The organism is Variovorax sp. MHTC-1, assembly GCF_003984645.1.
In the GTDB taxonomy this organism is placed as follows: Bacteria; Pseudomonadota; Gammaproteobacteria; order Burkholderiales; family Burkholderiaceae_C; genus Variovorax.
Map to the genome: position 1 here is coordinate 434,454 of NZ_RWKI01000002.1, position 24,227 is coordinate 458,680.

Genomic DNA, 24,227 nt, shown 5'->3' on the forward strand with positions numbered 1-24,227 from the left:
GCGGAGGGCAACCCATGAGCGCCATTCCCGCAGCACGGCCGCCCGAAGGCGGGAAAGCCCCGTCGAGCGCCATCCCGCAGATCGAAGCCGTCAACGATTTCGTCATCAAGTTCGCCAACGTCAACGGCTCGGGCTCGGCCTCGGCCAACGAGCTGTTCGCCAAGGCCATCCTGCGCATGGGCGTGCCGGTGAGCCCGCGCAACATCTTCCCGAGCAACATCCAGGGCCTGCCGACCTGGTACGAGGTGCGCGTGAGCGAGCGGGGCCATATGGGGCGGCGCGGCGGCACCGACATGATGGTGGCGATGAACCCGCAGACCTGGGATGCCGACGTGGCCGAACTGGAGCCCGGCGGCTACCTGTTCTACGACAGCACGCGGCCGCTGCCGCCGTCGAAGTTCCGCGACGACATCCGCGTGATCGGCATGCCGCTGACCGAGATCTGCAACGCCGTCTACCACGACCCGCGCCAGCGCCAGCTGTTCAAGAACATCGTCTACGTGGGAGCCCTGGCCATCCTGCTGGGCATCGAGCCCGAAGTGGTCGAGAAGCTGTTCGGCGAGCAGTACAAGGGCAAAGAAAAGCTGCTGGCCTCCAATGTCCAGGCGCTGCACCTGGGCTGCGACTTCGCGCGGGAGCACCTGCGCGGCCAGCCCCTCGGGCTGCAGGTGCGGCGCGCCGACCGGGTGGGCAACCGGATCTTCGTGGACGGCAACAGCGCCGCGGCCCTGGGCTGCGTGTATGGCGGCGCCACGGTCGCGGCCTGGTATCCGATCACGCCTTCGTCTTCGGTGGCCGAGGCCTTCCAGCGGTACTGCATGAAGTTCCGCGTCGATCCGGCCAACGGCCAGAACCGCTTTGCCATCGTGCAGGCGGAAGACGAGCTGGCCTCGATCGGCATGGTGGTCGGTGCCGGCTGGAACGGCGCGCGCGCCTTCACCGCAACTTCGGGGCCGGGCATTTCCCTGATGGCGGAGTTCATCGGCCTGGCCTACTTCGCCGAGATTCCGGTCACCCTCATCAACGTGCAGCGCGGCGGGCCTTCCACCGGCATGCCCACGCGCACCCAGCAGGCCGACATCCTGTCCTGCGCCTACGCCTCGCACGGCGACACCAAGCACGTGCTGCTGTTTCCCGAGGATCCGCACGAGTGCTTCGAGCACGCGGCGGCGGCGCTGGACTTGGCCGACCGGCTGCAGACACCGGTGTTCCTCATGACGGACCTGGACATCGGCATGAACCAGCGCCTGTGCGCGCCCTTCGAGTGGGACGACAGCCGCGCCTACGACCGCGGCAAGGTCATGAGCGCCGAAGAGCTGGAGGCGGGCCGCGACTTCGGCCGCTACAAGGACGTGGACGGCGACGGCATCCCCTGGCGCACGCTGCCGGGCACGCACCCGACCAAGGGCAGCTTTTTCACCCGCGGCACGACGCGCGACGCCTACGCACGGTATTCCGAGCGCGGCCCCGACTACATCTACAACATGGAGCGGCTGCTGAAGAAGTTCGCGACCGCGGCCACGATGGTGCCGCAGCCGGTGCTGCGGCTGGCCGCCGAGAAGACGGATCTGGGCGTGATCTATTTCGGCTCGACCAGCCCGGCCATGCAGGAGGCGCTGGAGGCGCTGGACGAACGCGGCATCCGCCTGGACGCGCTGCGGCTGCGCGCCTTTCCATTCCCCGACCGCGTGGCGCAGTTCCTCGCGCGCCATGCGAAGGTGTTCGTGGTCGAGCAGAACCGCGACGGCCAGATGCGCAGCCTGCTGGTCAACGAGCTCGGCATCGATCCCGCCCGGCTGGTCCCCGTGCTGCATTTCGACGGCACACCCATCACTGCGCGTTTCGTGGTCCAGGCGATCGGCGCCCATCTCGCCAAGGAGCCCGCATGACCTACATCGCCAAGCCCAAGCTGCACCACCCGACGCTGGCCACCAACAAGGTCGGCTACACGCGGCGCGACTACGAGGGCAAGATCTCCACGCTGTGCGCCGGCTGCGGCCACGACTCGATTTCCGCCGCCATCATCGAGGCCTGCTGGGAGCTGGACATCGAGCCGCATCGGGTGGCGAAGCTCTCGGGCATCGGCTGCAGCTCCAAGACGCCCGACTACTTTCTGGGCGCCTCGCACGGCTTCAACACGGTGCACGGCCGCATGCCCAGCGTGCTGACCGGCGCCAACCTGGCCAACCGCGACCTGCTCTACCTGGGCGTTTCGGGGGACGGCGATTCGGCCTCCATCGGCCTGGGCCAGTTCGCCCATGCCATGCGGCGCGGCGTGCGGATGGCCTACATCGTGGAGAACAACGGGGTTTACGGCCTGACCAAGGGCCAGTTCTCGGCCACGGCCGACCAGGGCTCCAAGAGCAAGAAGGGCGTCATCAACAGCGACAGCCCGGTGGACCTGGTGGCCATGGCGCTGCAGCTCGGCGCCAGCTACGTGGGGCGTGGCTTCTCGGGCAACAAGGCGCAGCTGGTGCCGCTGATCAAGGGCGCGATCAGCCACGGCGGCGCCGCCTTCATCGATGTAGTCAGCCCCTGTGTCGCCTTCAACAACCACCCCGGCAGCACCAAGAGCTACGACTACGTGCGCGAACACAACGAGGCGGTGAGCCGCATCGACTTCATCAGCGGGCGGGAGGAGATCACCGTCGACATGGCGCCGGGCGAAGTGATGGACGTGCGCCAGCACGACGGCACGCTGCTGCGGCTGCGCAGCCTGCATCCCGACTACAACCCCGGCGACCGCTACGCCGCCATGGCCTACATGCAGCGGCACCAGGAAATGGGCGAGGTGGTGACGGGCCTGCTCTACGTCGACCCGCTGGCCACCGATCTGCACACGGCGCTCAACACCAGCGGGCGGCCGCTCAACACGCTGGGGCCCGCCGAGCTGTGCCCCGGCGCCGGTGCGCTGGAGCGGCTCAACGCCGCCTTGCGTTAAACCAAGGTCCGTCGCAACATCACGCGTTCCGAAAGGAGGGTGCCCCATGGACGAACGTACCGTTTTCCAGTCCATCTCGCGCAAGCACGTGACCTGCCTGGGCCCCCAAGCCAGCGTGCGCGAAGCTGCGGGCGTGATGACGCATGCCAACTGCGGCAGCGTGCTCATCATCGAGCCGCCGGAGACCCTGCTGGGCATCCTGACCGAGCGCGACCTGATGACGCGGGTGCTGGCCCGTGGGCTCGATCCCGAGCGCACCACGGCGCGCGAAGTGATGACGCCCAACCCGATCTGCATACCGCCGGAAACGCTGGTGTCCGACGCCGTCGTGCTGATGATCGAGCGAGGTTTCCGCCACCTGCCGCTGGTGGCGGGCACGAAGATCCTCGGCGTGTTCTCGGTACGCGATGCGCTGCCGCGGGAGATCGGCGCAGCGCTGAGCCAGGCCGAATTCAACGAGCAGGTGAACGACGTTCTGGGCTAGGGACGCCCCAGGCAGGCTCACCAAGCCGCCGCGCCGCCCAGCAGGGCGCGCCGCGCGAGCAGGAAGGTCGCCGCATTCCAGCTCTGGCCGGCCATTCCCATCGGCGCCAGCGTCCGGCCGTGGAACCACTCGGTGAAGCGCCAGTCGCCGAGCTCGTTCACACGCGCCAGCCGCGCGAGCTCGGGCCAGGCCAGTGCGTGCAGGCCCAGCCGGGCGAGCGCCATCACCCAGAAGCCGCCGACGAAGGGCCAGAGGCCGCCGTTGTGGTACTGGTGCACGACGTTCTGCTGATGGCGCGCCATGTACGGCCGCCACAGTGCATGCTGGCGCGTCAGCGGATGCAGCACCACGCGCACCGGGTACGGCTCGCAAGCACGCGCCGCGCCGATGGTCTTGACGATGCGGCGCGCCATGGAGGAATCGGCCAGCCCGCTCTGGATCGCCAGCACGTTGCCGAACACATCCCCCTCGTTGCCGACGAAGGAGAGATTGACGAAGCTGAGGTAGAGGCCCGGATCGTCTCGGCCGCGCCGCGCATAGTGGCGCAGCAGCCGGGCGCGATGGTATTCGGGCAGGTCGCGCTGGAACGGATTGAACAGGTGGTTGAAGTGGTACTGCGTCGCCTCGGCCTGGTCCAGCGCAAAGCGGCGCTTGACGTCGTACCAGAGCGCGTTGCTGTACAGAACGTAACCCGAGCGCGGCATGATGTCGGCCCAGTCGCTGGCCTCGTTCTGCTGCAGCAGCCGAAAGTGCTGGTGCTCCTGCGCCAGCAGCCAGGCGAGCGCGCGCTCCACCTCGCGGCGCCAGTGCGACAGGCCGACGCGGCCATGGCGGCGCACATGGTCCACCGCGATCAGCCACCACAAGGTGGCGTCGATGCAGCCCAGGTACCAGAAGTCGGCATCGCGGCCTTCCGGGTCGACGTACTTGGGGATCTGTCCGTTGCCCGCCTGCTGCGCCGCGAGCGCGTCGAGGCTGGCCACCGCGCCCTGCTCCAGCGCGGGCACGCCGCTGCCGCACATCGCCATCACGCAGATCGCGGCGTCGCGTCCGAAGATGCGCGTGTAGCGCCGCGCCTCGGCCGCTTCGGTACGGCTGGCCGCCAGGATGCCGTGCGGCGTCAGGTTGCGTTGCAGGAGTTCGAGCGAGGCCTGGGAGCATGCGTCGATCAGCGCGAGCGTGGGGGCGTCAAGGTTCTTCATGGCTGGTTTCGTGCATCGTCGGCTGGGAGTGGCGCAACGAGAATTCTCGCGGCACATCGGATACCCGATTGGCCTGGCGGGCGTCGGCGCCCGGCCGAGGCTCGAATACTCGGGTTCGCATGAATGACATGCCTGTCCGTCGCCCAGGAGGCAGGGCTAGACTTTCCGTGCTCGCGCACTGCGAGCGGCACGGACGCTGGAAGGAGGTTGTGGTTATGGCTCTCTACTTGACGCGCTTCAGCTACACGCCGGAAACCTGGGCTCGATTGACGAAAAAACCCGAGGACCGCCGCGAAGCGGCACGCATGTACATCGAGTCGGTCGGCGGGAAGCTGCACGGCTTCTGGTACGCCTTCGGCAGCTATGACGGCTACACCCTCTGGGAGGCGCCCGACAACGTCTCGATGGCCGCGGTCGCGATTGCGCTGGGCGCGGGTGGTGCGCTGTCGAAGGTCGAGACCACGCCGCTGCTCACCGTCGAGGAGACCCTGGACGCCCTCGGCCGTGCGCAGGCGGTCGGCTACCGGCCGCCCGGCGCCTAGGGCGCCTTCGCCTGCCCTTTCTGCAGCGCGTCGAGCAGCGCCTTCGTTTCGCGCAGGTCGCTGAACTGGAAGCCTTCGCCGAACCAGCCGTAGAGCGGCTGCAGCATCCGGCGCGCCTCGGTGTTGTTTCCCCGACGCTGCCAGAGCCCCGCCAAGTCGCGGGCCGCGCGCAATGAAAAGAGCTTGAGGCCGCGCTCCTCGGCCAGGGCGATGGCGTCCTGGTAGCGGGCCTCGGCGCCGGTGTCGTCGCCGTCGAGCTCCAGCAGCCGGCCGCCGAGCCGCAGCAGTTCGGTCTCGTAGAAGCGCTCGTCGGTCTCGCCCTGGGCGGCCTGGGCCTGCGCGATGAAGCGCTGCGCCTCGTCGGTTTGCCCGGCCCGCAGCAGCACGTCTGCCGCCTGCGCCCCGTACTGCGAAGCCTGCTGCTTTCCGCCGGCGGACAGCCAGAGCGCATAGCCCTTCCTGAGAAGAGCGATCCCGGCCTCGACATCGCCCAGCGCGACGCCGGTTCGTCCCAGGAACATCAAGCCGTTGGCAACCCGCGTCTGGATGCCGAAGCGTTCGGACAGCTCCAGCATCTGCTTCGCTTCCGAAGCCGCCTGCGCATGCTCGCCCTTGGCCAGCAGGACCCGGATCCATGCCTGCCTGGCCATGGCGATCGTCGGCGGATGGCCTCTGGCTTCGGCGATCTGCAAGGCTTGCGCCGCGAGCGCCTCGGCCTGCTCCAGATAGCCCTGCATCCCGCGCACTCTCATGCTGATGGCGCGAATCATGATCGCCGGGTCCGCCCCCGCGACGGGGTGCTCGTGCGTGAGCTGCACGCTGTCGTCGAGCACCCTGGCCTCTTCCAGGTGCGCCCACGCCTCGCCGATCTCGCCCCGCAGGTAGTGGGCGGCGCCGAGGACGATCGATACGTTGATGCGCAATCGCGGCTCCAGCGACGCCAGCTGCGCCGCATCGATCTCGTGGATGCTTTCGATCAGCTCGCCGTTGCGTCCGGCCGAGTTCATCGTCGGCGCCGAGCCGACCCAGGCGCTCACGTAGTCCTCGACCCGTCCGAGTTCTCGCGCCAGTTCGCGTGCCTTCGCGTAGCTCTGGTAGGTGGCGCCCGAGCCGTAGCCCTCCGATACCGTCAGCGCATTGCCGAGCTTCAGCTGGAGAGCGAGCTCGAGTTCGCTGCGCGCCGGCCCGGGGTCCAGGCGCGAGACGAGTGCGATGGCGGCGTTGTAGTGAATCGTTGCTTCGCGGCTGGCGAATCGGCGCTGCGCCAGGTCGCCGGCCGCCGTCCAGTACCGGAGGGCTTCGCTGCCGTGGCCGGCTTCCTGATGGTGCTGGGCCAGCAGCTCGGGATGCGCGGCGACGGTCTGCGGCTCGCTGCGCTCGAGCGCGTGCGCGATCTGCGCATGCCGCAGCGCGCGCTGGCTCCTCACCATGCTGTTATAGGCCGTGTCCCGGATCAGCGCATGCTTGAACGCATAGCCCGCCTCCGCCGGCGTGCCGCGGCGAAACACCAGCTCGGCGCGAAGCAACTCGTCGAGCGCCTGTTCGAGCTGCGCGGCCGGCATCTGCAGCACCTGAGCAAGCAGCGCATGGCTGAAATCGCGTCCGATGGCGGCTGCGACCTGTGCGATTTCCTTGGCCGGCGCCAGCCGGTCGAGCCGCGCCATCAGCGAATCCTGCAGCGTCGACGGAATCGCCAGCGTCTGCAGCGGGCCGTGCAGCCGGTAGCCGGCCGGAGTGTCCTCGACCAGCGCGGAGGCCAGCACGGTCTTGGTCAGCTCCTCGACAAACAGCGGCACGCCGTCGGTCTTGCGGATGATCTCGTCGATCAGCTCGGGAGGCAGCGGCTTGCCGGCGGTGACCGTCTCGATCAGCGCCGCAGACTGCCGGTGGCTCAGCCGGTTCATCGTCAACCGGGTCGAGTTCACCGGATTGCCCCAGGACGGCTGGTATTGCGGCCGGCAGGTCAAGAGCATCAGGACGCGCGCGTCGCGCAGGCCGTCGACGGCCAGGCCGATCCATTCCTCGGTCGTCGGATCGATCCAGTGCGCGTCCTCGATCAGCATGAGCAGCGGCGCCCGCAGCGAGACACCGCCGATGACGTCGATCACCGCCTGCAAGGTCGAGGTTTTCTGTTGCTGCGGCGTCTGGCCGGCCGGGGCCGGCCGGCCTCCATCGGGCAGCATCATCAGCCTGAGCAGGCACCCCAGGGCATCGGGCGCGAGCGACACCCCGAGCTCGCCCAGATACCGTTCGAAGCGCGCGGCGCGCTGGACCGGTGAATCGGCCGGCGTCAGGTTCGCCGCGATCTCCAGGCAGCGCACCAGCGGATAGAGGGCGCTGTTGCTGTGAGAGGGCGAGCATTGCAGCACCATCGTCTCGAATGCGCCGGCGGCTGCGCGCTGCCGCAGGGCCTGGGTGATGCGCGACTTGCCGATCCCCGCTTCGCCCGAAAGCAGCACGATCTGGCCCTCGCCCTCGCACGCGGTGTTCCAGCGCTCGAGCAGCAGCGCGAGCTCGCTGTCGCGTCCGATCAGCTGGGACAGTTGCTGGGTGTGAACGGCTTCGAAGCGGCTGGCGGTGCGGCGCTCGCGCAGCACCTGCCATGCGTGCACCGGCGCTCCGAAGCCCTTGAGCTCCAGCATGCCCAGCGAGTCGAGCTCGAACTCTTCGCCGATGAGCCGCCGTGTCCGGTCTGCGATCACGATGCAGTCGGGTGCTGCGTAGGTCTGCAGCCTGGCAGCCAGGCTCGGCGTTTCGCCGCTGGCGCTCCACTCGGCCGCCGATGTGCCGGATCCGATCTGGCCGACGACGACCAGGCCCGTCGCGATGCCGATCCGGGTGTGCAAGGCATGCTGGCCAGCCGCCGAAAGCCGGCCGACTGCGGCGATCGCGTCCAGTGCCGCGTGGATCGCACGCGCCGCATCGTCCTCGTTGGCGTGCGGATAGCCGAAATACACGAGCACCCCGTCGCCGAGCAGCTGTGCGACGTAGCCGTCGTGCGCAGCCACCGCCGCCGTCACCGCGGCATGGTAGTCGCCGATGACGGCCCGCAGGTCTTCTGGATCGAGCAGGCCGGCCAACTGGGTCGAGCCGACCAGGTCGCAGAACATCACCGTCAGTTGCCGCCGCTCGGCGGCATGCGCCGTCGCAGGCAAGCTCGCAGCCGCAGCTTGCGCAACGGGGCTCGCGGGAGGCTCCTGGATGCCCTGCGCGATCACCGACAAGATCCGCTTGCGGTCACCCAGCGCCGCGATGCCGATTTCCTTCAGGTCTGCGTCGGTGAGGCCGGCGAGGACGTCCAGTTCAATGCGCTGCGCCTCGAACATCGGCGCATATCGCTCCATGCCGAGCGCGGCCAGCCACTGGACCATCGTTTCCATGATTCGCCACCTCTCGATGGGTCTTCGATCGGCGCTCGCAGCGACCGGGCCCGGCACGCATCGTCCAGCACCTCGGCCGCCAGTCGCGCTTGGCGTGAAGTTGCGAGGATACGCCCGCGGCTGCGCGGCGGTTCATGTGTAACCGACCCTGTGGCTTGTTACCAGGTCCTAGCGAGCGACCATGATGCCTAGTGGTTGTCCCGCGGAATACCGAAGGTCGCGTGGATCTTCTGGTACTTGACCGCGGGCTTGAGCACCATGCCTTCGGAGAGCTCGTCGACCACGGCGCGCTGGATCTCCTGCCATGGCGTCTGGCTCGGCGGGTACGGGTAGCCGCCGGCCGCGTCGAGCTTGGCACGTCGCCTGGCAAGCTCCTCGTCCGGGACCAGCATGTTGGCCGTGCGCTTCTTCAGATCGATGCGGATGCGGTCCCCGGTCTTGAGCAGCGCGAGCCCGCCGCCCGTGGCCGCCTCCGGCGAGGCGTTGAGGATCGACGGCGAGCCCGAGGTGCCGGACTGCCGGCCGTCGCCGATGCAGGGCAGGGCGAGGATGCCTTTCTTGAGCAGGTAGTCGGGCGCGCGCATGTTGACCACCTCGGCCGCGCCGGGATAGCCGACCGGCCCCACGCCGCGCATGCAGAGGATGCTGTTCGCATCGAGCTTCATCTTCGGGTCGTCGATGCGGCGGTGATAGTCCTCCGGCCCGTCGAAGACGATGGCCGTGCCTTCGAAGGCCATCGGATCGTTCGGGTTCTCGAGGTAGCGCGCATGGAACTCCGGCGTGATCACGCTGGTCTTCATGATCGCGGAATCGAACAGGTTGCCCTTGAGATTGAGGAAGCCGGCGTTCTTCTTCATCGGCTTGGCGTAGGCGAAGATCACCTTGCGGTCGCTGGTGAACTTGCCTTCGCAGTTCTCGATCAGCGTCTTGCCGTTGGCGGTCAGCGCCGGCTGGATCTTGCCCTGGGCGACCAGCTCGGCCACCACCGCGGGCACGCCGCCGGCGCGGTAGTACTCCTCGCCGAGGTACTCGCCGGCCGGCTGCAGGTTCACGATCAGCGGAATCTTGTAGCCGTGCTTCTCCCAGTCGGCCGTCGTCAGCTCGACGCCGATGTGGCGCGCGATGGCGTTCAGGTGCACCGGCGCGTTGGTCGAGCCGCCGAGCGCGGAGTTGACGACGATCGCGTTCTCGAAGGCGGCGCGCGTGAGGATGTCGGAGGGCTTCAGGTCCTCGCGCACCATCTCGACGATGCGCTTGCCGGTCATGTAGGCCATCTCCTGGCGGTCGCGATACGGCGCCGGAATGGCCGCGCTGCCCGGCAGCGTCATGCCCAGCACCTCGGCCAACGAGTTCATCGTCGATGCCGTGCCCATGGTGTTGCAGTGGCCGGTCGACGGAGCCGAGGAGGCCACGAGCTTCAGGAATTCCTGGTAGCCGATCTTGCCCGCGGCCATCAGCTCGCGCGCCTTCCAGACGATGGTGCCCGAGCCGGTGCGCTCGCCCTCGTACCAGCCGTTGAGCATCGGCCCGGTATTGAGCGCGATGGCGGGGATGTCCACCGTGGCGGCGGCCATGAGCTGGGCCGGCGTGGTCTTGTCGCAGCCGGTTGTCAGCACCACGCCGTCGAGCGGATAGCCGTAGAGCACCTCGACCAGCGACAGGTACTGCAGGTTGCGGTCGAGCGCAGCCGTCGGGCGCTTGCAGGTTTCCTGGATCGGATGGATCGGAAACTCGAAGGCGATGCCGCCGGCATCGCGGATGCCTTCGCGCACCCGCTCGGCCAACACCAGGTGGTGGCGGTTGCAGGGCGCGATGTCCGACCCGGTCTGCGCGATGCCGATGATCGGCCGCCCCGACTGCAGCTCGTCGAAGCCGAGGCCGAAGTTCATCGTGCGCTCGAGGTAGAGCGCCGTCATGTCGGCGTTGTCCGGGTTGTCGAACCAGGCCTGGGAGCGCAGCTTGAGGGCCTGCTTCGGCTTCTTCTTGTTGTTGTTCTTCGGTTTCATCGAATCATTCCCTTCAGGGTTTCGTTGGCGTTCGGAAGCGCGCGGCAATCGTCGATGTACTGCCGGATGATGTCCGCGAAGTTCTCGTGCGGCAGCAGGCCGAGCCGCGCGGCGCGCGCGGCCGTTGCGCCGCTGGGCCAGTTGGCCACGATGCCGGCGATGCGCTCGTCGCGCTCGAAGCGCACGCGCGCGCGCACCGCCGGGCCGGCCACCTCTTCGAGCGCGTCGAGCATGTCGGCGACGCGCACGTTGAGGGCCGGCAGGTTGAGCGCGGTGCGGCCGCAGAAGGCCTCGCGGCTGGCTTCGTAGACGGCGATCAGGCCGTCGACCGTGCGCGACGGCGAGGACATCGGGTGCGACACCTCGGGCGAGACCGGGCAGAGCGCCTCCACGCCCGCCAGCGGCTCGCGGATGATGCCGCTGAAGAAGGACGAGGCTGCGGCGTTGGGCCGCCCGGGGCGCACGGTCACGGTCATGAGCCGCGCGGCGCGGCCGTCGATGTAGCCCTTGCGCGTGTAGTCGGCGATCAGGTGCTCGCAGATCAGCTTCTGCGTGCCGTAGGAGGTTTGCGGCGCCGGCAGCGTGTCGTCGGCGACCAGTTTCGGCAGCGGCACGGCCGGATCCGGCCCGAACACGGCGACCGAGCTCGAGAACACCACGCGCGTGACCTTCCCGCCGGCGTTGACGTTGGCGCGCAGCGCATCGAGCAGTGCGCGCGTGCTGTCGAGGTTGGAACGCAGGCCGAGATCGAAGTCGAGCTCGCATTCGCCCGAGACGGCCGAAGCCAGGTGGAACACGCCGTCGAAGGCTTCGGTGCGCAGCGCGTCGGTTTGCGCCAGCAGCGGGCCGGTGCGCGCCTCGACGCGCGCATCCGCCGCCAGGTCGGCCGGCGGCGGCGCGATGTCGGTGAGGACCATGCGGTCGATGCGCTCGCCGGCGAGCGTGCCGCGCGCGAGCAGGGTGCGGGCGAGGCGCGCGCCGACGAAGCCGCCGCCTCCGGTGATCAGCAGTTTCATTTCTTCTCCTTCAATCTTCGTTTGCGGCCGGCAATGATGCCGCCCTCGACGAGCCGTTCTTCGCCGAGGATCAGGTGTTGCGTCGCGTGGTGGCGCGCCGCTTCCGGGTCCCGCGCGGCGATGGCGTCGACGATGGCGCGGTGCTCGTGCTGCACCGCCTCCATGAAATCCTTGCGGCGCGCCTCGTTGCCGCGCGTGATGCGCATGCCTTCGCGCAGGTACTGCTCCAGAAAGCCGAGCAGGAGGCGGAACTGCGGGTTGCCCGTGGACTCGCCGATGATGCGGTGGAAGGCCAGGTCCTCCGCGACGCCGTCGCGCCCCTCGGCGACCGCGGTGTCGATCGCCTTCAACGCACGGCGCAGCGCCGCGATGTGGGCGCGGGTGGCCCGCTCGGCCGCCAGCGCGGCGATCGCGCCTTCGAGCACCCGCCGCACCTCGACCACGTGCACCACGGCCTGCACCGAGCCCAGCACGGCCGGATCGAAGGCCAGCGGCTGGTTCTCCGGCGTGGGCGCGACGAAAACGCCGGAGCCCTGGCGCGACACGACGAGCGCCCTGGACTTGAGCTGGTGCACCGCCTCGCGCACCACGGTGCGCGATACGCCGTGCGTGGCGGCCAGCTGCTGCTCGGTGGGCAGACGGTCGCCGGGCGCGAGCTCGCCCGATTCGATGAGGGCCTCGAGGCGCAGCGCCAGCCGGTCGGACAGCCGATCGGCTGCCGACCGCAGGGGTTCGGAAGGAAGGCAAGCCTGCGCGGGCGTGACGGATTGGAGCACGGTGATCAGGTCATCATACAAATTCTTCAGGGGTTAACGCCTACCGGTTTGCCCTGATAGCGACACGCCGACCCAGTGCCGATACTGCGCGGCTGCGATGCAGGGATCCCGCGTCGCCCGCAAGCTTCGCGCAACTTCAGGATTCCAGTGCATGGCCAATGTCACGATCCAGGCAGTCAAGAAGAACTTCGGCGAGGTCCCGATCCTGCATGGGGTGGACATCGAGATCCGCGACGGCTCGTTCACCGTGCTGGTCGGCCCCTCGGGCTGCGGCAAGTCGACGCTGCTGCGCATGATCGCGGGGCTGGAGCAGATCAACGGCGGCGAGATCCGCATCGGCGACCGGCGCGTCAACGACCTGCCGCCGAAAGAGCGCGACATCGCGATGGTGTTCCAGAACTACGCGCTCTATCCGCACATGACGGTGCGCGACAACATGGCCTTCGCACTGGCGCTCGCCAAGCTGGACAAGGCCGCGATCGAATCGAAGGTGAAGCGCGCGGCCGAGATCCTCGGCCTCATTCCGCTGCTCGACCGCTTCCCGCGCCAGCTCTCCGGCGGCCAGCGCCAGCGCGTGGCGATGGGCCGCGCGATCGTGCGCGACCCGCAGGTGTTCTTGTTCGACGAGCCGCTGTCCAACCTCGACGCCAAGCTGCGCGTGGCGATGCGCGGCGAGATCAAGGAGCTGCACCAGCGCTTGAAAACCACGTCGATCTACGTCACGCACGACCAGATCGAGGCCATGACCATGGGCGACAAGATCGTGGTCATGCGCGACGGCCGCATCGAGCAGACCGGCAGCCCGCTGGAGCTCTACGACAACCCGGCCAACCAGTTCGTCGCCGGCTTCATCGGCTCGCCGGCCATGAACTTCCTGCCGGGCACGCTCCGGCGCAGGGGCGGCATGGCGCGCGTGGAGCTGCAGGACGGCACCCAGCTCGATGCACCCGTGCATGCCGGCGGCATCGACGGCCAGCCGGTGGTCTACGGCACCCGGCCCGAGCACCTGACGCTCGCCGACGGCAGCGGCATCCCGGCGCGCGTGGCGGTGATGGAACCGACCGGCATGGACACCTTCGTCTCCTGCCGCCACGAGGGCGCCGAACTTTCCGCGGTGTTCCGCGAGCGACACGACTTCGCGCCCGGCACCACGATCCACCTGCAGCCCGACCTGCAGCGCGCGCATCTTTTCGACGCAGGCACGGGCGAACGGCTGGTGTCCTGAGGTTTCCATCGGCAGTCCGTTCACAACGCACAGGAGACAACAGCAATGAATGAGTTCAATCGCCGCAAGTTTCTGGAAGGTTCTGCCGGCGTCGCCGCCGCGGCCACGCTCGGCACCGGCACCGCGCTCTTCTCCACTGCCGCGCATGCGCAGGCGACGACCTTCAAGCCCGAGAAGGGCGCCACGCTGCGCGTGCTGCGCTGGAGCCGTTTCGTGCAAGGCGACATCGACGCCTACATGGCCAACGTGAAGAAGTTCACCGATGCCACCGGCGTGCCGGTGCGCGTGGACAACGAGACCTGGGAGGACGTGCGCCCGAAGGCCGCGGTCGCCGCCAACACCGGCGCGGGGCCGGACATCATCCTGTCGACCAACGACGACGCCAACCTCTACCCGGACAAGCTGCTCGAGGTCACCGACCTGTGCACCTACCTCGGGCGCAAGTACGGCGGCTGGTACCCGGGGTGCGAGGCCTACCTGCGGCCCGACGGCAAGAAGTGGATCGGCGTGCCGCTCGGTACCGCCGGAGCGATGCTGGTGTACCGCCAGAGCCATGTGAAGGCGGCCGGCTTCGACACCTTCCCGAGGGACACGAACAGCTTCCTCGAGCTGCTCAAGGCCTTGAAGGCGAAAGGCACGCCAGCCGGCTTCGCGCTCGGCAACGCCACCGGCGACGGCCTGTGGACCAACTGGCTGATCTGGTCGCACGGCGGCAAGCTCGTCGACAAGGACAACAAGGTCGTCATCGACAGCCCTGAGACCATCAAGGCGCTCGAGTACGCCAAGGAGATGTACGGCAACTTCGCGCCCGGCACGCTGTCGTGGCTGGACCCGAACAACAACAAGGCCTTTCTCGACGGCCAGATCAGCCTGACCAACAACGGCATCTCGATCTACTACGCGACGAAGAACTCCAAGGACGACAAGCTCAAGGAGATGGCGCAGGACATCAACCACTCGCCCTACCCGATCGGGCCGGCGGGCGTGCCGACCGAGTCGCACCTGTTCTTCAACCAGATGATCATGAAGTACACGAAGTATCCGCAGGCGGCCAAGGAGTACCTGCGCTTCATGATGGAACAGGAGCAGTTCGACCCGTGGCTGCAGGCCGCCGGCGGCTACATCTCGCAGCCGCTCGCAGCCTACGAGAAGAGCGCCGTCTGGACCGTCGACCCGAAGCACACGCCGTACCGCGACTGCACGAAGAACATGCGCCCGACCGGGTATGCCGGCACGCTGGGCTATGCGTCGGCCGGCGCGGGAGCGGACTTCATCGTGACCAACATGGTGGCCGAGGCGGCCAGCGGCTCCAAGTCGCCGAAGGAAGCCGCAGAGCGGGCGCAAAAGCGTGCCGAACGGTATTACAAGGTCTGAGCCCGCTGCGGACGCGCCGGCGCCGGCGCGTCCGTGGACGGCGCGGCTGGCCGACAGCCGCAACTTCCTCGGCCTGCTGTTCATGGTGCCGGCGGCGGGATTGCTGCTGCTGTTCCTTACCTATCCGCTCGGCCTGGGCGTGTGGCTCGGCTTCACCGACACCAAGGTCGGCCGCGGCGGGGAGTGGATCGGCCTCGAGAACTACGTGTTTCTCTGGGACGACGCGGTCACGCGGCTCGCGCTCTTCAACACGCTGCTCTATACGGTGGTGGCGAGCGTGTTCAAGTTCGTGCTGGGGCTGTGGCTGGCGCTGCTGCTCAACAAGAACATCCGGCTCAAGACCTTCTTTCGCGCGGTCATCCTCTTGCCCTACATCGTGCCGACCGCGCTGTCGGCCATCGCCTTCTGGTGGATCTACGACTCGCAGTTCTCGATCATCAGCTGGGCGCTGGTGAAGATGGGCCTGATCGACACCTACATCGATTTCCTCGGCGACCCGTGGAACGCACGCTGGTCCGTGATCGCGGCCAACGTCTGGCGCGGCATCCCCTTCGTCGCCATCACGCTCCTGGCCGGGCTGCAGACCATCTCGCCCTCGTACTACGAGGCCTCGGCCATCGACGGCGCATCGCCCTGGCAGCAGTTCCGCCATGTCACGCTGCCGCTCCTGACGCCGATCATCGCGGTGGTGATGACCTTCTCGGTGCTCTTCACCTTCACCGACTTCCAGCTCATCTACGTGATCACGCGCGGCGGACCGCTGAACGCGACGCACCTGATGGCCACGCTGTCGTTCCAGCGCGCGATCTCGGGCGGCGCGCTGGGCGAGGGTGCGGCCATTGCGATCGCGATGGTGCCCTTCCTGCTCGCCTGCGTGCTCTTCAGCTACTTCGGCCTGCAGCGCAGGAAGTGGCAGCAAGGAGGATCCGACAAATGAACACCAGCAAGGCCGCAACCACCGACATGGTCGGCATGAGCTATCTCGATACGCTGCCGCGCAAGGTGGTGACGGTGTACCTGCCGCTCGTCGTCTTCCTGATCGTGCTGCTGTTCCCGTTCTACTGGATGGCGATCACCTCGGTGAAGCCCGATGCCGAGCTGCTGACGCGCGAGGGCAACCCCTTCTGGGTGGTGGCGCCGACGCTGGCGCATTTCCACAAGCTGCTGTTCGAGACCTCGTACCCGCAGTGGATCTGGAACACGCTGCTGGTGTCGGCGGTGTCGACCTTCTTCTCGCTCGCCTGCTCGGTATTCGCGGCCTATGCGATCGAGCGGCTGCGCTTCAACGGCTCGCGGCAGGTGGGGCTCGCGATCTTCCTGGCCTACCTGGTGCCGCCGTCGATCCTGTTCATCCCGCTCGCCAACGTGGTGTTCGGCCTCGGCCTCTTCGACACCCGCCTGGCGCTGATCCTGACCTATCCGACCTTCCTGATCCCGTTCTGCACCTGGCTGCTGATGGGCTACTTCCGCTCCATCCCCTTCGAGCTGGAGGAGTGCGCGCTGATCGACGGCGCGAACCGCTGGCAGATCCTGGTGAAGATCGTGCTGCCGCTCGCCGTGCCCGGCCTGATCTCGGCCGGCATCTTCGCCTTCACGCTGTCGTGGAACGAGTTCATCTACGCGCTGACCTTCGTCTCGTCCTCTGAGATCAAGACCGTGCCGGTGGGCGTGGTGACCGAGCTCGTGCAGGGCGACGTCTACCAGTGGGGCCCGCTGATGGCGGGCGCGCTGCTGGGCTCGCTGCCGGTGGCCTTCATCTACTCCTTCTTCGTGGAGTACTACGTGTCGGGGTTGACGGGATCGGTGAAGGAGTGAAAGGCCGCGGGACCGACTGGTATCCGATCAAGTACCGAGGGCGGAAACCACGCGCGCGATCCCGGCCCGGAAGGCGTCCGCTGCTGCCGCGGCATCCGGCGCGCCATCGAGCTGCGCGCGGAAAGGACGATCGGAAAACAGGCGGCCGACCAGTGCGAGCAGCTGCAGATGATCGTCCCTGGCGCCGCCCTCCGGCACCATGATGGCCAGCAGCTGGGAGACCGGCTTGCCGTCTGGCGCGTCGAAGGCAATCGCATGCCTGGTGCGAATGAAGAGGGTGGTCGGCTGGGCAATGCCGCCGATGCATGCGTGCGGAATCGCGAATCCTTCGCCGAGGGCGGTCGACCCGGTCTGCTCGCGTCGCCACAGGGCGCGAAAAACCGGCGCCGGGTCGAGTCCACGAGCGCCGCAGATCGTCGCTGCCGCGAACTCGAGTGCGTGCGACCGGTCCCGGACGTCGGCGTCGAACACGATGTCCTGCGGTTGCAACCAGCTCGCAATCTGCGCGATGTCGTTCGTCATCGAGTCCTCCTCTCGCTGTGCACATTCAGCCATGTTGAAAGCTGCTGCAGAAAAGCGGTGTAGAAAAATTGCCTGAAATCATGAAGTTCATGAATCCCTGCGCTCGCCGGTCTGAAGGTCGATCATCGCGGCGATGGTCTCCCGGATCCAGCGCTGGCCGCTGTGCCCGTGGCTGCGCTCGTGCCACACCATCCCCACTGCGAAGCCTTCCACCGGGAACGGGCAGTCGATCAGCTCCAGCTGCTCGGCACGGTCGCGCACCAGCCGCTCCGGCACCAGCGCCACGAAGTCCGACTGCGACACGATATCGGGAACGACCAGGAACGAAGCCGCCGACAGCACCACGTTGCGCTTGAGTCCGAAGGCAGCCAGGGCGTCGTCCACCGGCGTGACGAAGCCGCCTCCGCGAAGGGACACGACGACATGCTCCAACCGGGCAAATTCCTCGACCGTGATCCCGGCCCGCAGCCGCGGATGCTTCCGCCGGCCGATGAGCACATAGCGCTCGGCGAACAGATGCCGGGTGCGAAGACTGGGCGGTGCGGCTTGCGGCGTCATGAGCGCCAGGTCGACATCGCCGCGCGCCATTTGCGCTTCCAGCTCGGGAATGTCCAGGTTGCGCTGCGCCACACGCACGCCGGGCGCCTTGGTCCTGAGTTCCACGACGAGCGGCTTGACCACCGCCGCGTGCAGGTAGTCCGTGCAGGCGATGGCGACGGTCAGCCTGGCCTTGGAAGGGTTGAAGTTGCTGTGGGTGGCGACCGTGGCACGCACCTGGTCGAGGGCCTGGCGCAACGGGTCGAGCAAGTCGAAGGCCTTGGCGGTCGGCGTCATCCCGCGCTGTGCGGGAATGAGCAGCGGGTCACCGAACACGTCCCGCAGCCGACTCAACTGCGCGCTGACCGCCGGTTGGCTCAGGTGCAGGCGGGCGGCCGCCTTCGTCACGTTCTGCTCGACCAGCAAGGCCTCCAGCGTGACCAGCAGATTGAGGTCGAGGCGTTTGCTATCCATGCGATGGATGGTAGCCAAACATTCTTGCGATTTCACGGATGGCTGCGAGCGACCGAGACTTGGCCGCATGAAGAAAGTCTTGATCGTCCACGCCCACCCCGAGCCCACGTCGCTGACCCGGCAGCTGGTCGAGGTCTCCCGGCAGGCGCTTCGGCAGCAAGGGCATGAAGTGCTGCAGTCGGACCTGTACGGCATGCGCTGGAAGGCCGTGTTCGACGAGCACGACTTCCCCGCTCGCGCCGACAAGGAGCGGCTGTCCTTCGTGGACGAGTCCGGGCATTCCTATGTTAGCGGGCGCCAGGCCGCCGACATCGCCGCGGAGCAGCAGAAGGTGCTTGCCGCGGACGCACTGATCTTTCAGTTTCCGCTTTGGTGGTACGGCATGCCGGCCATCATGAAGGGGTGGCTGGACCGGGTGTGGGCCTACGGCCTCGCGTATGGCTACAAGAACGCCGGCAACACGTATCGCTACGGCGATGGTGCCTTCAAGGGCAAGCGGGCCATGCTGTGCGTCGCGGCCGGGGGGCCGGCGAAGGACTATTCGCCGCGAGGCATCAACGGACCGCTCGAAGAGCTGCTTTTCCCCATCACGCACGGCTCGCTCTATTTCCCGGGCTTCGACGTGCTGCCGACCTTTGCGGCCTATGGCGCCGGGCGCTTGAGCGGGGAAGCGCTGAGCGCGACGAAGGAAGCCTGGCGCTCGCGCCTAGCGGGCCTCTTCGAGGACGCACCGATTCCCTTCCGCCGGCAGAACGGCGGGGACTATCCGGACGGGCATGTGCTGGCCAGCCATGTCGCCGTCGGCCGGAGCGGGTTGCCGGCGCATGTCGAATCCGAACTGCTTGCTAGCTAAGCGCGATCAACAGCACACCGGTGAGGGCCAGCGCCGCGGTCCAGGCTTGGCGCGGCGCAGTGCCGCTCAGCAGGCGAGGGTGCATGGCGACGCCGCGGCATACGCCGGTGGCGATGACGCCGGTCACGACCAGCATCGCAGCCGTGTGCACGCCGACGGCCGCCAGTGCCAGGAGCAGCGAGCCCGACGCGGTGATCTCGCGCGCCGGGTTGTCGCCAAGGCACAGCGGCACGAGCGCCGGCACCAGCATCAGCCCGGCCCCGTGCGTGGTGGCCATCAGGAAGGACCAGAGCGCGATGCCGGCGTGGCCGGCCTGCGTGCTGATGGGCGTCGTTCGCTGCCCGGCGCCGCGCAGCCAACGGCAGGCCGCCGCGCCGACGAGCAGTGCGCCGGCCAGGCCCTGGACCCATGTGGGGTCCATCGACATGCCCTGCGCGAAGGCGAAGGCCACGATCGCGACCGACACGGCATGTCCACCGGCGATGGGCATCAAGGCCCGCAGCGCCTGCGCCCGATCGCGCGAACGCAGGCCCCAGGCGGCGGCCCACAACCAGCCGGTGGCAGGGTTCAGCCCGTGAAGGGCGCCGACCCCTGCGACCGCCAGCCAGGGCCAAAGGCTTGCCATGACGCGTGCTCGATGTCAGTCAGTGGCAGCACGATCCGGCCGCAGCGGCCGGCTTCGCCGCCGGCGCCGGCTCGTAGCGGTCGTGGTGGCGCACCCATGCCATGCCCTGGCCCGACTTTTCGTCGCGGCCCTTGGGCGTGAGGTCCAGCATGTTGTACGTGCCCATCATCACTTCCACGCCGCGCCCGTAGGTCGAGTAGGTATGGAAGACTTCGCCCGCGTCGTCCTTGTAGAACACGCTGATGCCGGGCCACTCTTCCCCGGCGAGGGGCCACTCGCCGTAGTTGTAGTCGAGCTTGCCCCTGGTCACTTCCTCCGGCGTAAAGCTGACGCCGAAGTCGTAGTTGAAGTCGGTGCCATGCGAGGACACCCACTCGAACTGCCAGCCCATGCGCCGGCGAAAGCGCTCGATCTCCGCCAGCGGCGCGCGCGAGACGGCCACGAAGGTGACGTCGCGATGCGCCAGGTGCACCTTCATGCCGTCGGCGTGGTCGGCCATGTACGAGCAGCTCGGGCACCCTTGCTCCCACCCCGGGGCGAACATGAAGTGCTGCATCAGCAGCTGGCGCCGGCCCTCGAACAGGTCGGCGAGCGTGCGCCGGCCTTCGGGCGCGTCGAAGACGTAGTTTTTCTCGACGCGCTCCCACGGCATTGCGCGGCGCTCGCGGGCGATCTGGTCGCGCAGGTGCGTGAGCTCCTTCTCGCGCGCCAGCAGCGTCTTGCGCTCGGCAAGCCATTGCTCCTTCGGCACGACGGGATGGTTCACCGTGCCTGCTTCGGTGGTGTTCATGATTGCTCCTTGGCTCGAAGGGCCGTTCAAGAGGGGTGCTTCGGACGCCGCACGGCGCGGACCTTTCCGCTCGCGCCGCCGCCGCAATAGAAGAGGTCTGCGCCGTCGGACTCGAGCCCGCTGACGCCGATGCCGTGCGGCATCTCCAGCCGCTCGAGCACGGTGCCGCTCTTCGGGTCGATGCGGCGGAGTTCGCTCTCGTCGCCTTCCCAGGTCCCGTGCCACAGCTCGCCGTCGACCCAGGTCACGCCGGTGACGAAGCGGTTCGACTCGATGGTGCGAATCACGGCGCCGGTCGCCGGATCGATCTGGTGAATCTTGCGATCGCGGTACTGGCCCACCCACAGGCTGCCCTCGGCCCAGGTGAGCCCCGAGTCGCTCCCGTTGCCGGGCGCGGGGATCGAGGCCAACACCTTGCCGGTGGCCGGATCGATCTTGTCGATGCGGGCCTCGGCGATCTGATAGAGGTGCTTGCCGTCGAAGGCAGTGCCGGCGTCGCCGGCGCATGCCAGCGTGCGCGCGGTCTCGCCGCTCGCGGGATCGAAGGCCACCAGCGAGGCCCCGGTGGCGGCCCAGACCCGCTGGCCGTCGTGGGTCACGCCGTGCACGGTGTCGGTGCCGGGGAAGGGGCCGTACTCGCGCACGATCTCGGCCGCACGCGGCGTGGGCTGCGATCTCTTCGTGCTTGCCTTGCTGCTGCTCATCCTTGCTCCTTGTGCTGCGCCTCGGATCGGCGCCTGGAGACAACTCTATTCAATCGGGAGCGCAGCAGGGAGTAACAAGATCGTCGTGAATCCGGTGAGCGGCGACGACAGCCAGCGCTGCGCCCGCGCCCGCCCGATGGCGCGCACACGCCCAACGGCCTCGAGCTCGACCAGCGCGCGCTGAACGGTGCGCTGGCTGGCGCCCAGGGCCAGCCCCAGGGCCGAGGTCGACCAGGCCGCGCCGTCGGACAGCAGCGCCACCAGCGAGGCCTGGTCGCCGTCGATGGGCGGCGCCAGCACGACGACATCGCGCGCGTCGCGCGGCCTGAGGACGAAGCCTCGCGCGGTGGCCTCGATCTGCGCCAGCGCTGCGACGAGCGCGCGCAGGCGGCCGATCTCGACCCGCAGCCGCGCTCGATGCGTCTCGTCGGGCCGGCGGGTGCGGAACGCGCGTGCGATCAAGGCTTCGCGATCGACGTCGCCTGGCCACGCCTCGGCGAGCGCAAGCGCCAACGCGAACAGCACCGGCCGGCGTGCCAGCGGCCGCCACGCGTCGCCGCTGCCCACGCCGCGACGGCAGGCATCGACCACCAGCGCATCCGAGGCCAGGAGCGCCGCGACCTCGTCGAGGCGCAGCGCCTGCTCGCCGCCGTTGGAGAGGCGCCGGGCGGCGGGACGATCGAGCGCCGCCCGCGCCTCCGCCACCTCGGCCAGGAGCGCCGGCACGCGCGCGCGATTGGCCGCCTCGTGCGCGCGCGCGAGCGCCGAGCGCGCCGGGCCTGTGCGCAGCGAGCGCAGCGCCAGTTCGGCCGCGGCCAGTTCGGCCACCGCCGCAAGCGCCGGCGGCAGGCCGCGCGCATCGAGCCGTGCCAGCGCGGCCGCCGCCTCGTCGAGGCGGCCGAGCAGCAGCAGCCGGCGCAGCGCGATCAGCCGCGCCTGCAGCGCGTTCGCATGGTCGGCATGCGCTTCGAGCGTGGCCGAGGCCGCCGCCAGCGGGCGCGGCGAACCGCCGAGGTCGCGCATGGCCAGCGCCACCTCGGCCTCGGCCACGACGCAGCGCGCGCGCGCCAGCTCCTCGTGGGCGCCGAAGCCGCGGGCGGCGAGCCGCAGCAGCTCGCGGGCGCGCGGGTGCTCGCCGAGCTGGGCCATGGCGATGCCGCGCAGCGCCAGCGCCGGCGGGTCGTCGCGCAGGGCGACCCGCTTGAGGGCGCCCAGCGCGTCGCCGGCGGCGAGGGCGCGCGCGGAGGCGGCGATCAGGGAGTCCATGGCGACAGGCTAACCCACCGCCCATCCCGCGCCGCGGCCTGCTTGCAGGAATAGGCCTTCGAAGCGCAAGCTGCATTGCCTACCGTTCCTCGAATGCGCTCCCGCACCATGGAACGTTCGTCATGCATACACAGGAGCAAGGCATGAAAGACACGCTGATCCCCGCCGCAGCGCTCGCGAAGAAGGCGAAGACGCCGTTTCCGGGCGCGTCGGCCGAATACGAGGCCGCGCGCCAGGCGCTGCTGGCAGAAGAGATCGAGTTTCGCCGCCACATGACGCGGCTGGTCGAGCAGCGCCGCGCGCTGCCGCCCGGGCCCGTGATCGAGAAGAACTACCGCTTCAAGGACGAGCAGGCCTTCGAGGTCGGGCTCGCCGATCTGTTCGGCGACAAGGACACGCTCGTCACCTACTTCTGGATGTACGGGCCGCAGCGCGAGCGGCCGTGTCCGATGTGCACCAACTGGCTGGGCGCGGTGGAAGGCAATGCCGCCGACATCAAGCAGCGGGTCGCGCTCAAGATCCTGGGGCGTTCGCCCGTCGAGCGGCAGTACGCCTTCGCGCAGGAACGCGGCTGGCGCGACCTGAACTTCGTGCAGACCATCGGCGACGACTACGCGAAAGACCTCGGCGTCCTGATGCCCGACGGCAGCGAGTACCCGGCGCTGAACGTGTTCCAGCGCGACGGCGACAGGGTCCGCCTGTTCTGGGCCAGCGAGATGACGCTCGAGATGGCCGACCCGGGCCAGGACCCGCGCGATGCGCCCGACATCGCCACGCTCTGGTCGGTGCTGGACCTGACCCCGGGCGGGCGCGGGACCGACTGGTATCCCAAGCTCCAGTACTGAGGGCGGCCCTCAGGGCCGCGCCGGATCCGGATAGAACGCGCGCAAGCCCGCCGGCGCGGCGAACCGGGTCCACGCGTTCTCGGGCATCGACAGCCGGTCTGCCACCGCATAGAACACGGCTGGATGAACGCCCAGGCCGAGGTGGCTCGCTTCGACCTCGATGTTCTCGGAAGACGGCGTCTCTTCTTCGAAGCTGCTGCGCCAGGACACGATGCCATCGGAGCGGCTGAAGATCGATGTGGTGGGCACCGCGGACGTTGCCCGCACCCATCTGCGGCGCCTGGGATCGTTGGCCGGCCTGCCGCTCAGCAGCTCGTAGACCTTGGCCGCACGCGTGGCCTTCGGGCTGCCGTGCAAGGGGCTGCCGAGCGTGACGACGCCGCGCACCGCATCCGGCGCCTTGGCGGCGAGCATGCGGGCGAACACGCCGCCCAGGCTCCAGCCCACCAGGCTCACCTTGCCCGAGGTTTCGTGCAGCCGACGCAGGAGCGCCAGGAGCCCGTCTTCGACGCCCGGCCGGGGCCCGCAGTTGGTGCCGTGGCCCCAGCCTTGGACCGCGTAGCCGCGGGTCTCTAGAAAGCCGCGAAGCAGCTCGGTCGAACCGTCGCTCGCGCCCAAGCCGGGCAGCACGATGACGGCATGCCCGTCGCCCCGCGGCGCGAGTTGGAGCAGGGGCCAGAGCGCGATCGTCGCGCCGGCCTCCCAGAGCGCTCGGCCTTCGGCCAGCAGCAGGAGTTTGGATGGAGGGCGGGCAATGGCTGCAGTCGACATGGAGGATCTCCCTGGATTTCAGAACGTCCGAAATTAGGGGACCTTGCCGGCGTTCCGTTGGGACATCACGCCTGCACTG

Annotated in this window: 22 protein-coding genes; 10 read left to right on the top strand and 12 right to left on the bottom strand. The window is 68.6% G+C overall.

What is annotated here, in order from left to right; all coding sequences use genetic code 11:
• Positions 1-14: 14 nt before the first annotated feature.
• From EJI01_RS05445 to EJI01_RS05455, 3 genes are read left to right on the top strand one after another with little or no spacing between them, the layout of a single operon-like run.
• On the top strand, positions 15-1,889 hold the full coding sequence (locus EJI01_RS05445; protein WP_260602332.1) for a 2-oxoacid:acceptor oxidoreductase subunit alpha: 1,875 nt from the start codon (positions 15-17) through the stop codon (positions 1,887-1,889).
• Entirely contained in the window at positions 1,886-2,941 is a 1,056-nt protein-coding gene (locus EJI01_RS05450) for a 2-oxoacid:ferredoxin oxidoreductase subunit beta (RefSeq protein WP_126836090.1), read from the top strand. Before EJI01_RS05445 ends, EJI01_RS05450 begins: the two co-directional genes overlap by 4 nt.
• 46 nt (positions 2,942-2,987) lie before the next feature.
• A complete protein-coding gene (locus EJI01_RS05455; RefSeq protein ID WP_126836091.1) occupies positions 2,988-3,425 on the top strand; it encodes a cyclic nucleotide-binding/CBS domain-containing protein in 438 nt (145 codons plus the stop codon).
• A 17-nt stretch (positions 3,426-3,442) separates the two neighbouring features.
• Here EJI01_RS05455 and EJI01_RS05460 read toward each other — a convergent pair whose 3' ends face one another.
• On the bottom strand, positions 3,443-4,627 hold the full coding sequence (locus tag EJI01_RS05460; protein WP_126836092.1) for an amylo-alpha-1,6-glucosidase: 1,185 nt from the start codon (positions 4,625-4,627) through the stop codon (positions 3,443-3,445).
• A gap of 215 nt (positions 4,628-4,842) precedes the next feature.
• Between EJI01_RS05460 and EJI01_RS05465 the strand changes: the two genes are divergently transcribed.
• Positions 4,843-5,169 carry a GYD domain-containing protein gene (locus EJI01_RS05465; RefSeq protein WP_126836093.1) on the top strand — a complete coding sequence of 109 codons (327 nt, stop codon included), beginning with the start codon at positions 4,843-4,845 and terminating at the stop codon, positions 5,167-5,169.
• Here the strand turns inward: EJI01_RS05465 and EJI01_RS05470 are convergent.
• The 4 genes from EJI01_RS05470 to EJI01_RS05485 form a co-directional block, all read right to left on the bottom strand.
• Positions 5,166-8,549 carry an ATP-binding protein gene (locus EJI01_RS05470; protein WP_126836094.1) on the bottom strand — a complete coding sequence of 1,128 codons (3,384 nt, stop codon included), beginning with the start codon at positions 8,547-8,549 and terminating at the stop codon, positions 5,166-5,168. The two genes, EJI01_RS05465 and EJI01_RS05470, sit on opposite strands and share 4 nt — an antisense overlap.
• A gap of 188 nt (positions 8,550-8,737) precedes the next feature.
• Complete coding sequence (locus EJI01_RS05475; RefSeq protein WP_126836095.1) at positions 8,738-10,555, bottom strand: IlvD/Edd family dehydratase; 1,818 nt, start codon at positions 10,553-10,555, stop codon at positions 8,738-8,740.
• Positions 10,552-11,571, bottom strand: a complete 1,020-nt coding sequence (gene denD / locus EJI01_RS05480; RefSeq protein WP_126836096.1) for a D-erythronate dehydrogenase — start codon at positions 11,569-11,571, stop codon at positions 10,552-10,554. The genes EJI01_RS05475 and denD overlap by 4 nt, the downstream gene beginning before the upstream one ends.
• The gene (locus EJI01_RS05485; RefSeq protein ID WP_260602333.1) at positions 11,568-12,347 is read right to left on the bottom strand and encodes a FadR/GntR family transcriptional regulator; all 780 of its coding nucleotides are present in this window, start codon (positions 12,345-12,347) and stop codon (positions 11,568-11,570) included. The genes denD and EJI01_RS05485 overlap by 4 nt, the downstream gene beginning before the upstream one ends.
• 151 nt (positions 12,348-12,498) lie before the next feature.
• Here EJI01_RS05485 and EJI01_RS05490 point away from each other — a divergent pair, with 151 nt between their 5' ends.
• The 4 genes from EJI01_RS05490 to EJI01_RS05505 all read left to right on the top strand — a co-directional run bounded on the left by EJI01_RS05490 (position 12,499) and on the right by EJI01_RS05505 (position 16,761).
• The gene (locus tag EJI01_RS05490; protein ID WP_126836097.1) at positions 12,499-13,572 is read left to right on the top strand and encodes an ABC transporter ATP-binding protein; all 1,074 of its coding nucleotides are present in this window, start codon (positions 12,499-12,501) and stop codon (positions 13,570-13,572) included.
• A 45-nt stretch (positions 13,573-13,617) separates the two neighbouring features.
• On the top strand, positions 13,618-14,946 hold the full coding sequence (locus EJI01_RS05495; protein ID WP_126836098.1) for an ABC transporter substrate-binding protein: 1,329 nt from the start codon (positions 13,618-13,620) through the stop codon (positions 14,944-14,946).
• Between the two features lie 82 nt (positions 14,947-15,028).
• Complete coding sequence (locus EJI01_RS05500) at positions 15,029-15,883, top strand: carbohydrate ABC transporter permease (protein WP_126836151.1); 855 nt, start codon at positions 15,029-15,031, stop codon at positions 15,881-15,883.
• On the top strand, positions 15,880-16,761 hold the full coding sequence (locus EJI01_RS05505) for a carbohydrate ABC transporter permease (RefSeq protein WP_126836099.1): 882 nt from the start codon (positions 15,880-15,882) through the stop codon (positions 16,759-16,761). The genes EJI01_RS05500 and EJI01_RS05505 overlap by 4 nt, the downstream gene beginning before the upstream one ends.
• Before the next feature lie 27 nt (positions 16,762-16,788).
• On the opposite strand, the gene EJI01_RS05510 is transcribed toward EJI01_RS05505, so the two are convergent.
• The gene (locus EJI01_RS05510) at positions 16,789-17,283 is read right to left on the bottom strand and encodes a PTS sugar transporter subunit IIA (RefSeq protein ID WP_185878822.1); all 495 of its coding nucleotides are present in this window, start codon (positions 17,281-17,283) and stop codon (positions 16,789-16,791) included.
• Between the two features lie 87 nt (positions 17,284-17,370).
• Entirely contained in the window at positions 17,371-18,294 is a 924-nt protein-coding gene (locus EJI01_RS05515) for a LysR family transcriptional regulator (RefSeq protein WP_126836101.1), read from the bottom strand.
• A gap of 67 nt (positions 18,295-18,361) precedes the next feature.
• Here EJI01_RS05515 and EJI01_RS05520 point away from each other — a divergent pair, with 67 nt between their 5' ends.
• Positions 18,362-19,147 (top strand): NAD(P)H-dependent oxidoreductase, encoded by a 786-nt coding sequence (locus tag EJI01_RS05520; RefSeq protein ID WP_126836102.1) that lies wholly within the window; start codon positions 18,362-18,364, stop codon positions 19,145-19,147.
• Here the strand turns inward: EJI01_RS05520 and EJI01_RS05525 are convergent.
• From EJI01_RS05525 to EJI01_RS05540, 4 genes are read right to left on the bottom strand one after another with little or no spacing between them, the layout of a single operon-like run.
• Positions 19,140-19,772 carry a hypothetical protein gene (locus EJI01_RS05525; protein WP_126836103.1) on the bottom strand — a complete coding sequence of 211 codons (633 nt, stop codon included), beginning with the start codon at positions 19,770-19,772 and terminating at the stop codon, positions 19,140-19,142. The genes EJI01_RS05520 and EJI01_RS05525 overlap by 8 nt on opposite strands.
• 19 nt (positions 19,773-19,791) lie before the next feature.
• Complete coding sequence (locus tag EJI01_RS05530) at positions 19,792-20,562, bottom strand: DUF899 domain-containing protein (protein WP_126836104.1); 771 nt, start codon at positions 20,560-20,562, stop codon at positions 19,792-19,794.
• 26 nt (positions 20,563-20,588) lie between these two features.
• Positions 20,589-21,266 (bottom strand): DUF5074 domain-containing protein, encoded by a 678-nt coding sequence (locus EJI01_RS05535; protein WP_126836105.1) that lies wholly within the window; start codon positions 21,264-21,266, stop codon positions 20,589-20,591.
• 45 nt (positions 21,267-21,311) lie between these two features.
• Positions 21,312-22,532, bottom strand: coding sequence for a helix-turn-helix domain-containing protein (locus tag EJI01_RS05540; RefSeq protein ID WP_126836106.1), 1,221 nt, complete (start codon positions 22,530-22,532; stop codon positions 21,312-21,314).
• Between the two features lie 143 nt (positions 22,533-22,675).
• On the opposite strand from EJI01_RS05540, the gene EJI01_RS05545 reads away from it, so the two are divergent.
• Entirely contained in the window at positions 22,676-23,377 is a 702-nt protein-coding gene (locus EJI01_RS05545; RefSeq protein ID WP_126836107.1) for a DUF899 family protein, read from the top strand.
• Between the two features lie 9 nt (positions 23,378-23,386).
• On the opposite strand, the gene EJI01_RS05550 is transcribed toward EJI01_RS05545, so the two are convergent.
• Positions 23,387-24,148, bottom strand: a complete 762-nt coding sequence (locus EJI01_RS05550) for an esterase/lipase family protein (protein ID WP_126836108.1) — start codon at positions 24,146-24,148, stop codon at positions 23,387-23,389.
• Positions 24,149-24,227 lie beyond the last annotated feature (79 nt).

Excerpts from the sequence above, each read along its gene's own strand:
- EJI01_RS05445 (WP_260602332.1), top strand. The coding sequence starts at position 15 with ATGAGCGCCATTCCCGCAGCACGGCCGCCCGAAGGCGGGAAAGCCCCG.
- EJI01_RS05450 (WP_126836090.1), top strand. The coding sequence starts at position 1,886 with ATGACCTACATCGCCAAGCCCAAGCTGCACCACCCGACGCTGGCCACC.
- EJI01_RS05455 (WP_126836091.1), top strand. The coding sequence starts at position 2,988 with ATGGACGAACGTACCGTTTTCCAGTCCATCTCGCGCAAGCACGTGACC.
- EJI01_RS05460 (WP_126836092.1), bottom strand. The coding sequence starts at position 4,627 with ATGAAGAACCTTGACGCCCCCACGCTCGCGCTGATCGACGCATGCTCC.
- EJI01_RS05465 (WP_126836093.1), top strand. The coding sequence starts at position 4,843 with ATGGCTCTCTACTTGACGCGCTTCAGCTACACGCCGGAAACCTGGGCT.
- EJI01_RS05470 (WP_126836094.1), bottom strand. The coding sequence starts at position 8,549 with ATGGAAACGATGGTCCAGTGGCTGGCCGCGCTCGGCATGGAGCGATAT.
- EJI01_RS05475 (WP_126836095.1), bottom strand. The coding sequence starts at position 10,555 with ATGAAACCGAAGAACAACAACAAGAAGAAGCCGAAGCAGGCCCTCAAG.
- denD (WP_126836096.1), bottom strand. The coding sequence starts at position 11,571 with ATGAAACTGCTGATCACCGGAGGCGGCGGCTTCGTCGGCGCGCGCCTC.
- EJI01_RS05490 (WP_126836097.1), top strand. The coding sequence starts at position 12,499 with ATGGCCAATGTCACGATCCAGGCAGTCAAGAAGAACTTCGGCGAGGTC.
- EJI01_RS05495 (WP_126836098.1), top strand. The coding sequence starts at position 13,618 with ATGAATGAGTTCAATCGCCGCAAGTTTCTGGAAGGTTCTGCCGGCGTC.
- EJI01_RS05500 (WP_126836151.1), top strand. The coding sequence starts at position 15,029 with ATGGTGCCGGCGGCGGGATTGCTGCTGCTGTTCCTTACCTATCCGCTC.
- EJI01_RS05505 (WP_126836099.1), top strand. The coding sequence starts at position 15,880 with ATGAACACCAGCAAGGCCGCAACCACCGACATGGTCGGCATGAGCTAT.
- EJI01_RS05510 (WP_185878822.1), bottom strand. The coding sequence starts at position 17,283 with ATGACGAACGACATCGCGCAGATTGCGAGCTGGTTGCAACCGCAGGAC.
- EJI01_RS05515 (WP_126836101.1), bottom strand. The coding sequence starts at position 18,294 with ATGGATAGCAAACGCCTCGACCTCAATCTGCTGGTCACGCTGGAGGCC.
- EJI01_RS05520 (WP_126836102.1), top strand. The coding sequence starts at position 18,362 with ATGAAGAAAGTCTTGATCGTCCACGCCCACCCCGAGCCCACGTCGCTG.
- EJI01_RS05525 (WP_126836103.1), bottom strand. The coding sequence starts at position 19,772 with ATGGCAAGCCTTTGGCCCTGGCTGGCGGTCGCAGGGGTCGGCGCCCTT.
- EJI01_RS05530 (WP_126836104.1), bottom strand. The coding sequence starts at position 20,562 with ATGAACACCACCGAAGCAGGCACGGTGAACCATCCCGTCGTGCCGAAG.
- EJI01_RS05535 (WP_126836105.1), bottom strand. The coding sequence starts at position 21,266 with ATGAGCAGCAGCAAGGCAAGCACGAAGAGATCGCAGCCCACGCCGCGT.
- EJI01_RS05540 (WP_126836106.1), bottom strand. The coding sequence starts at position 22,532 with ATGGACTCCCTGATCGCCGCCTCCGCGCGCGCCCTCGCCGCCGGCGAC.
- EJI01_RS05545 (WP_126836107.1), top strand. The coding sequence starts at position 22,676 with ATGAAAGACACGCTGATCCCCGCCGCAGCGCTCGCGAAGAAGGCGAAG.
- EJI01_RS05550 (WP_126836108.1), bottom strand. The coding sequence starts at position 24,148 with ATGTCGACTGCAGCCATTGCCCGCCCTCCATCCAAACTCCTGCTGCTG.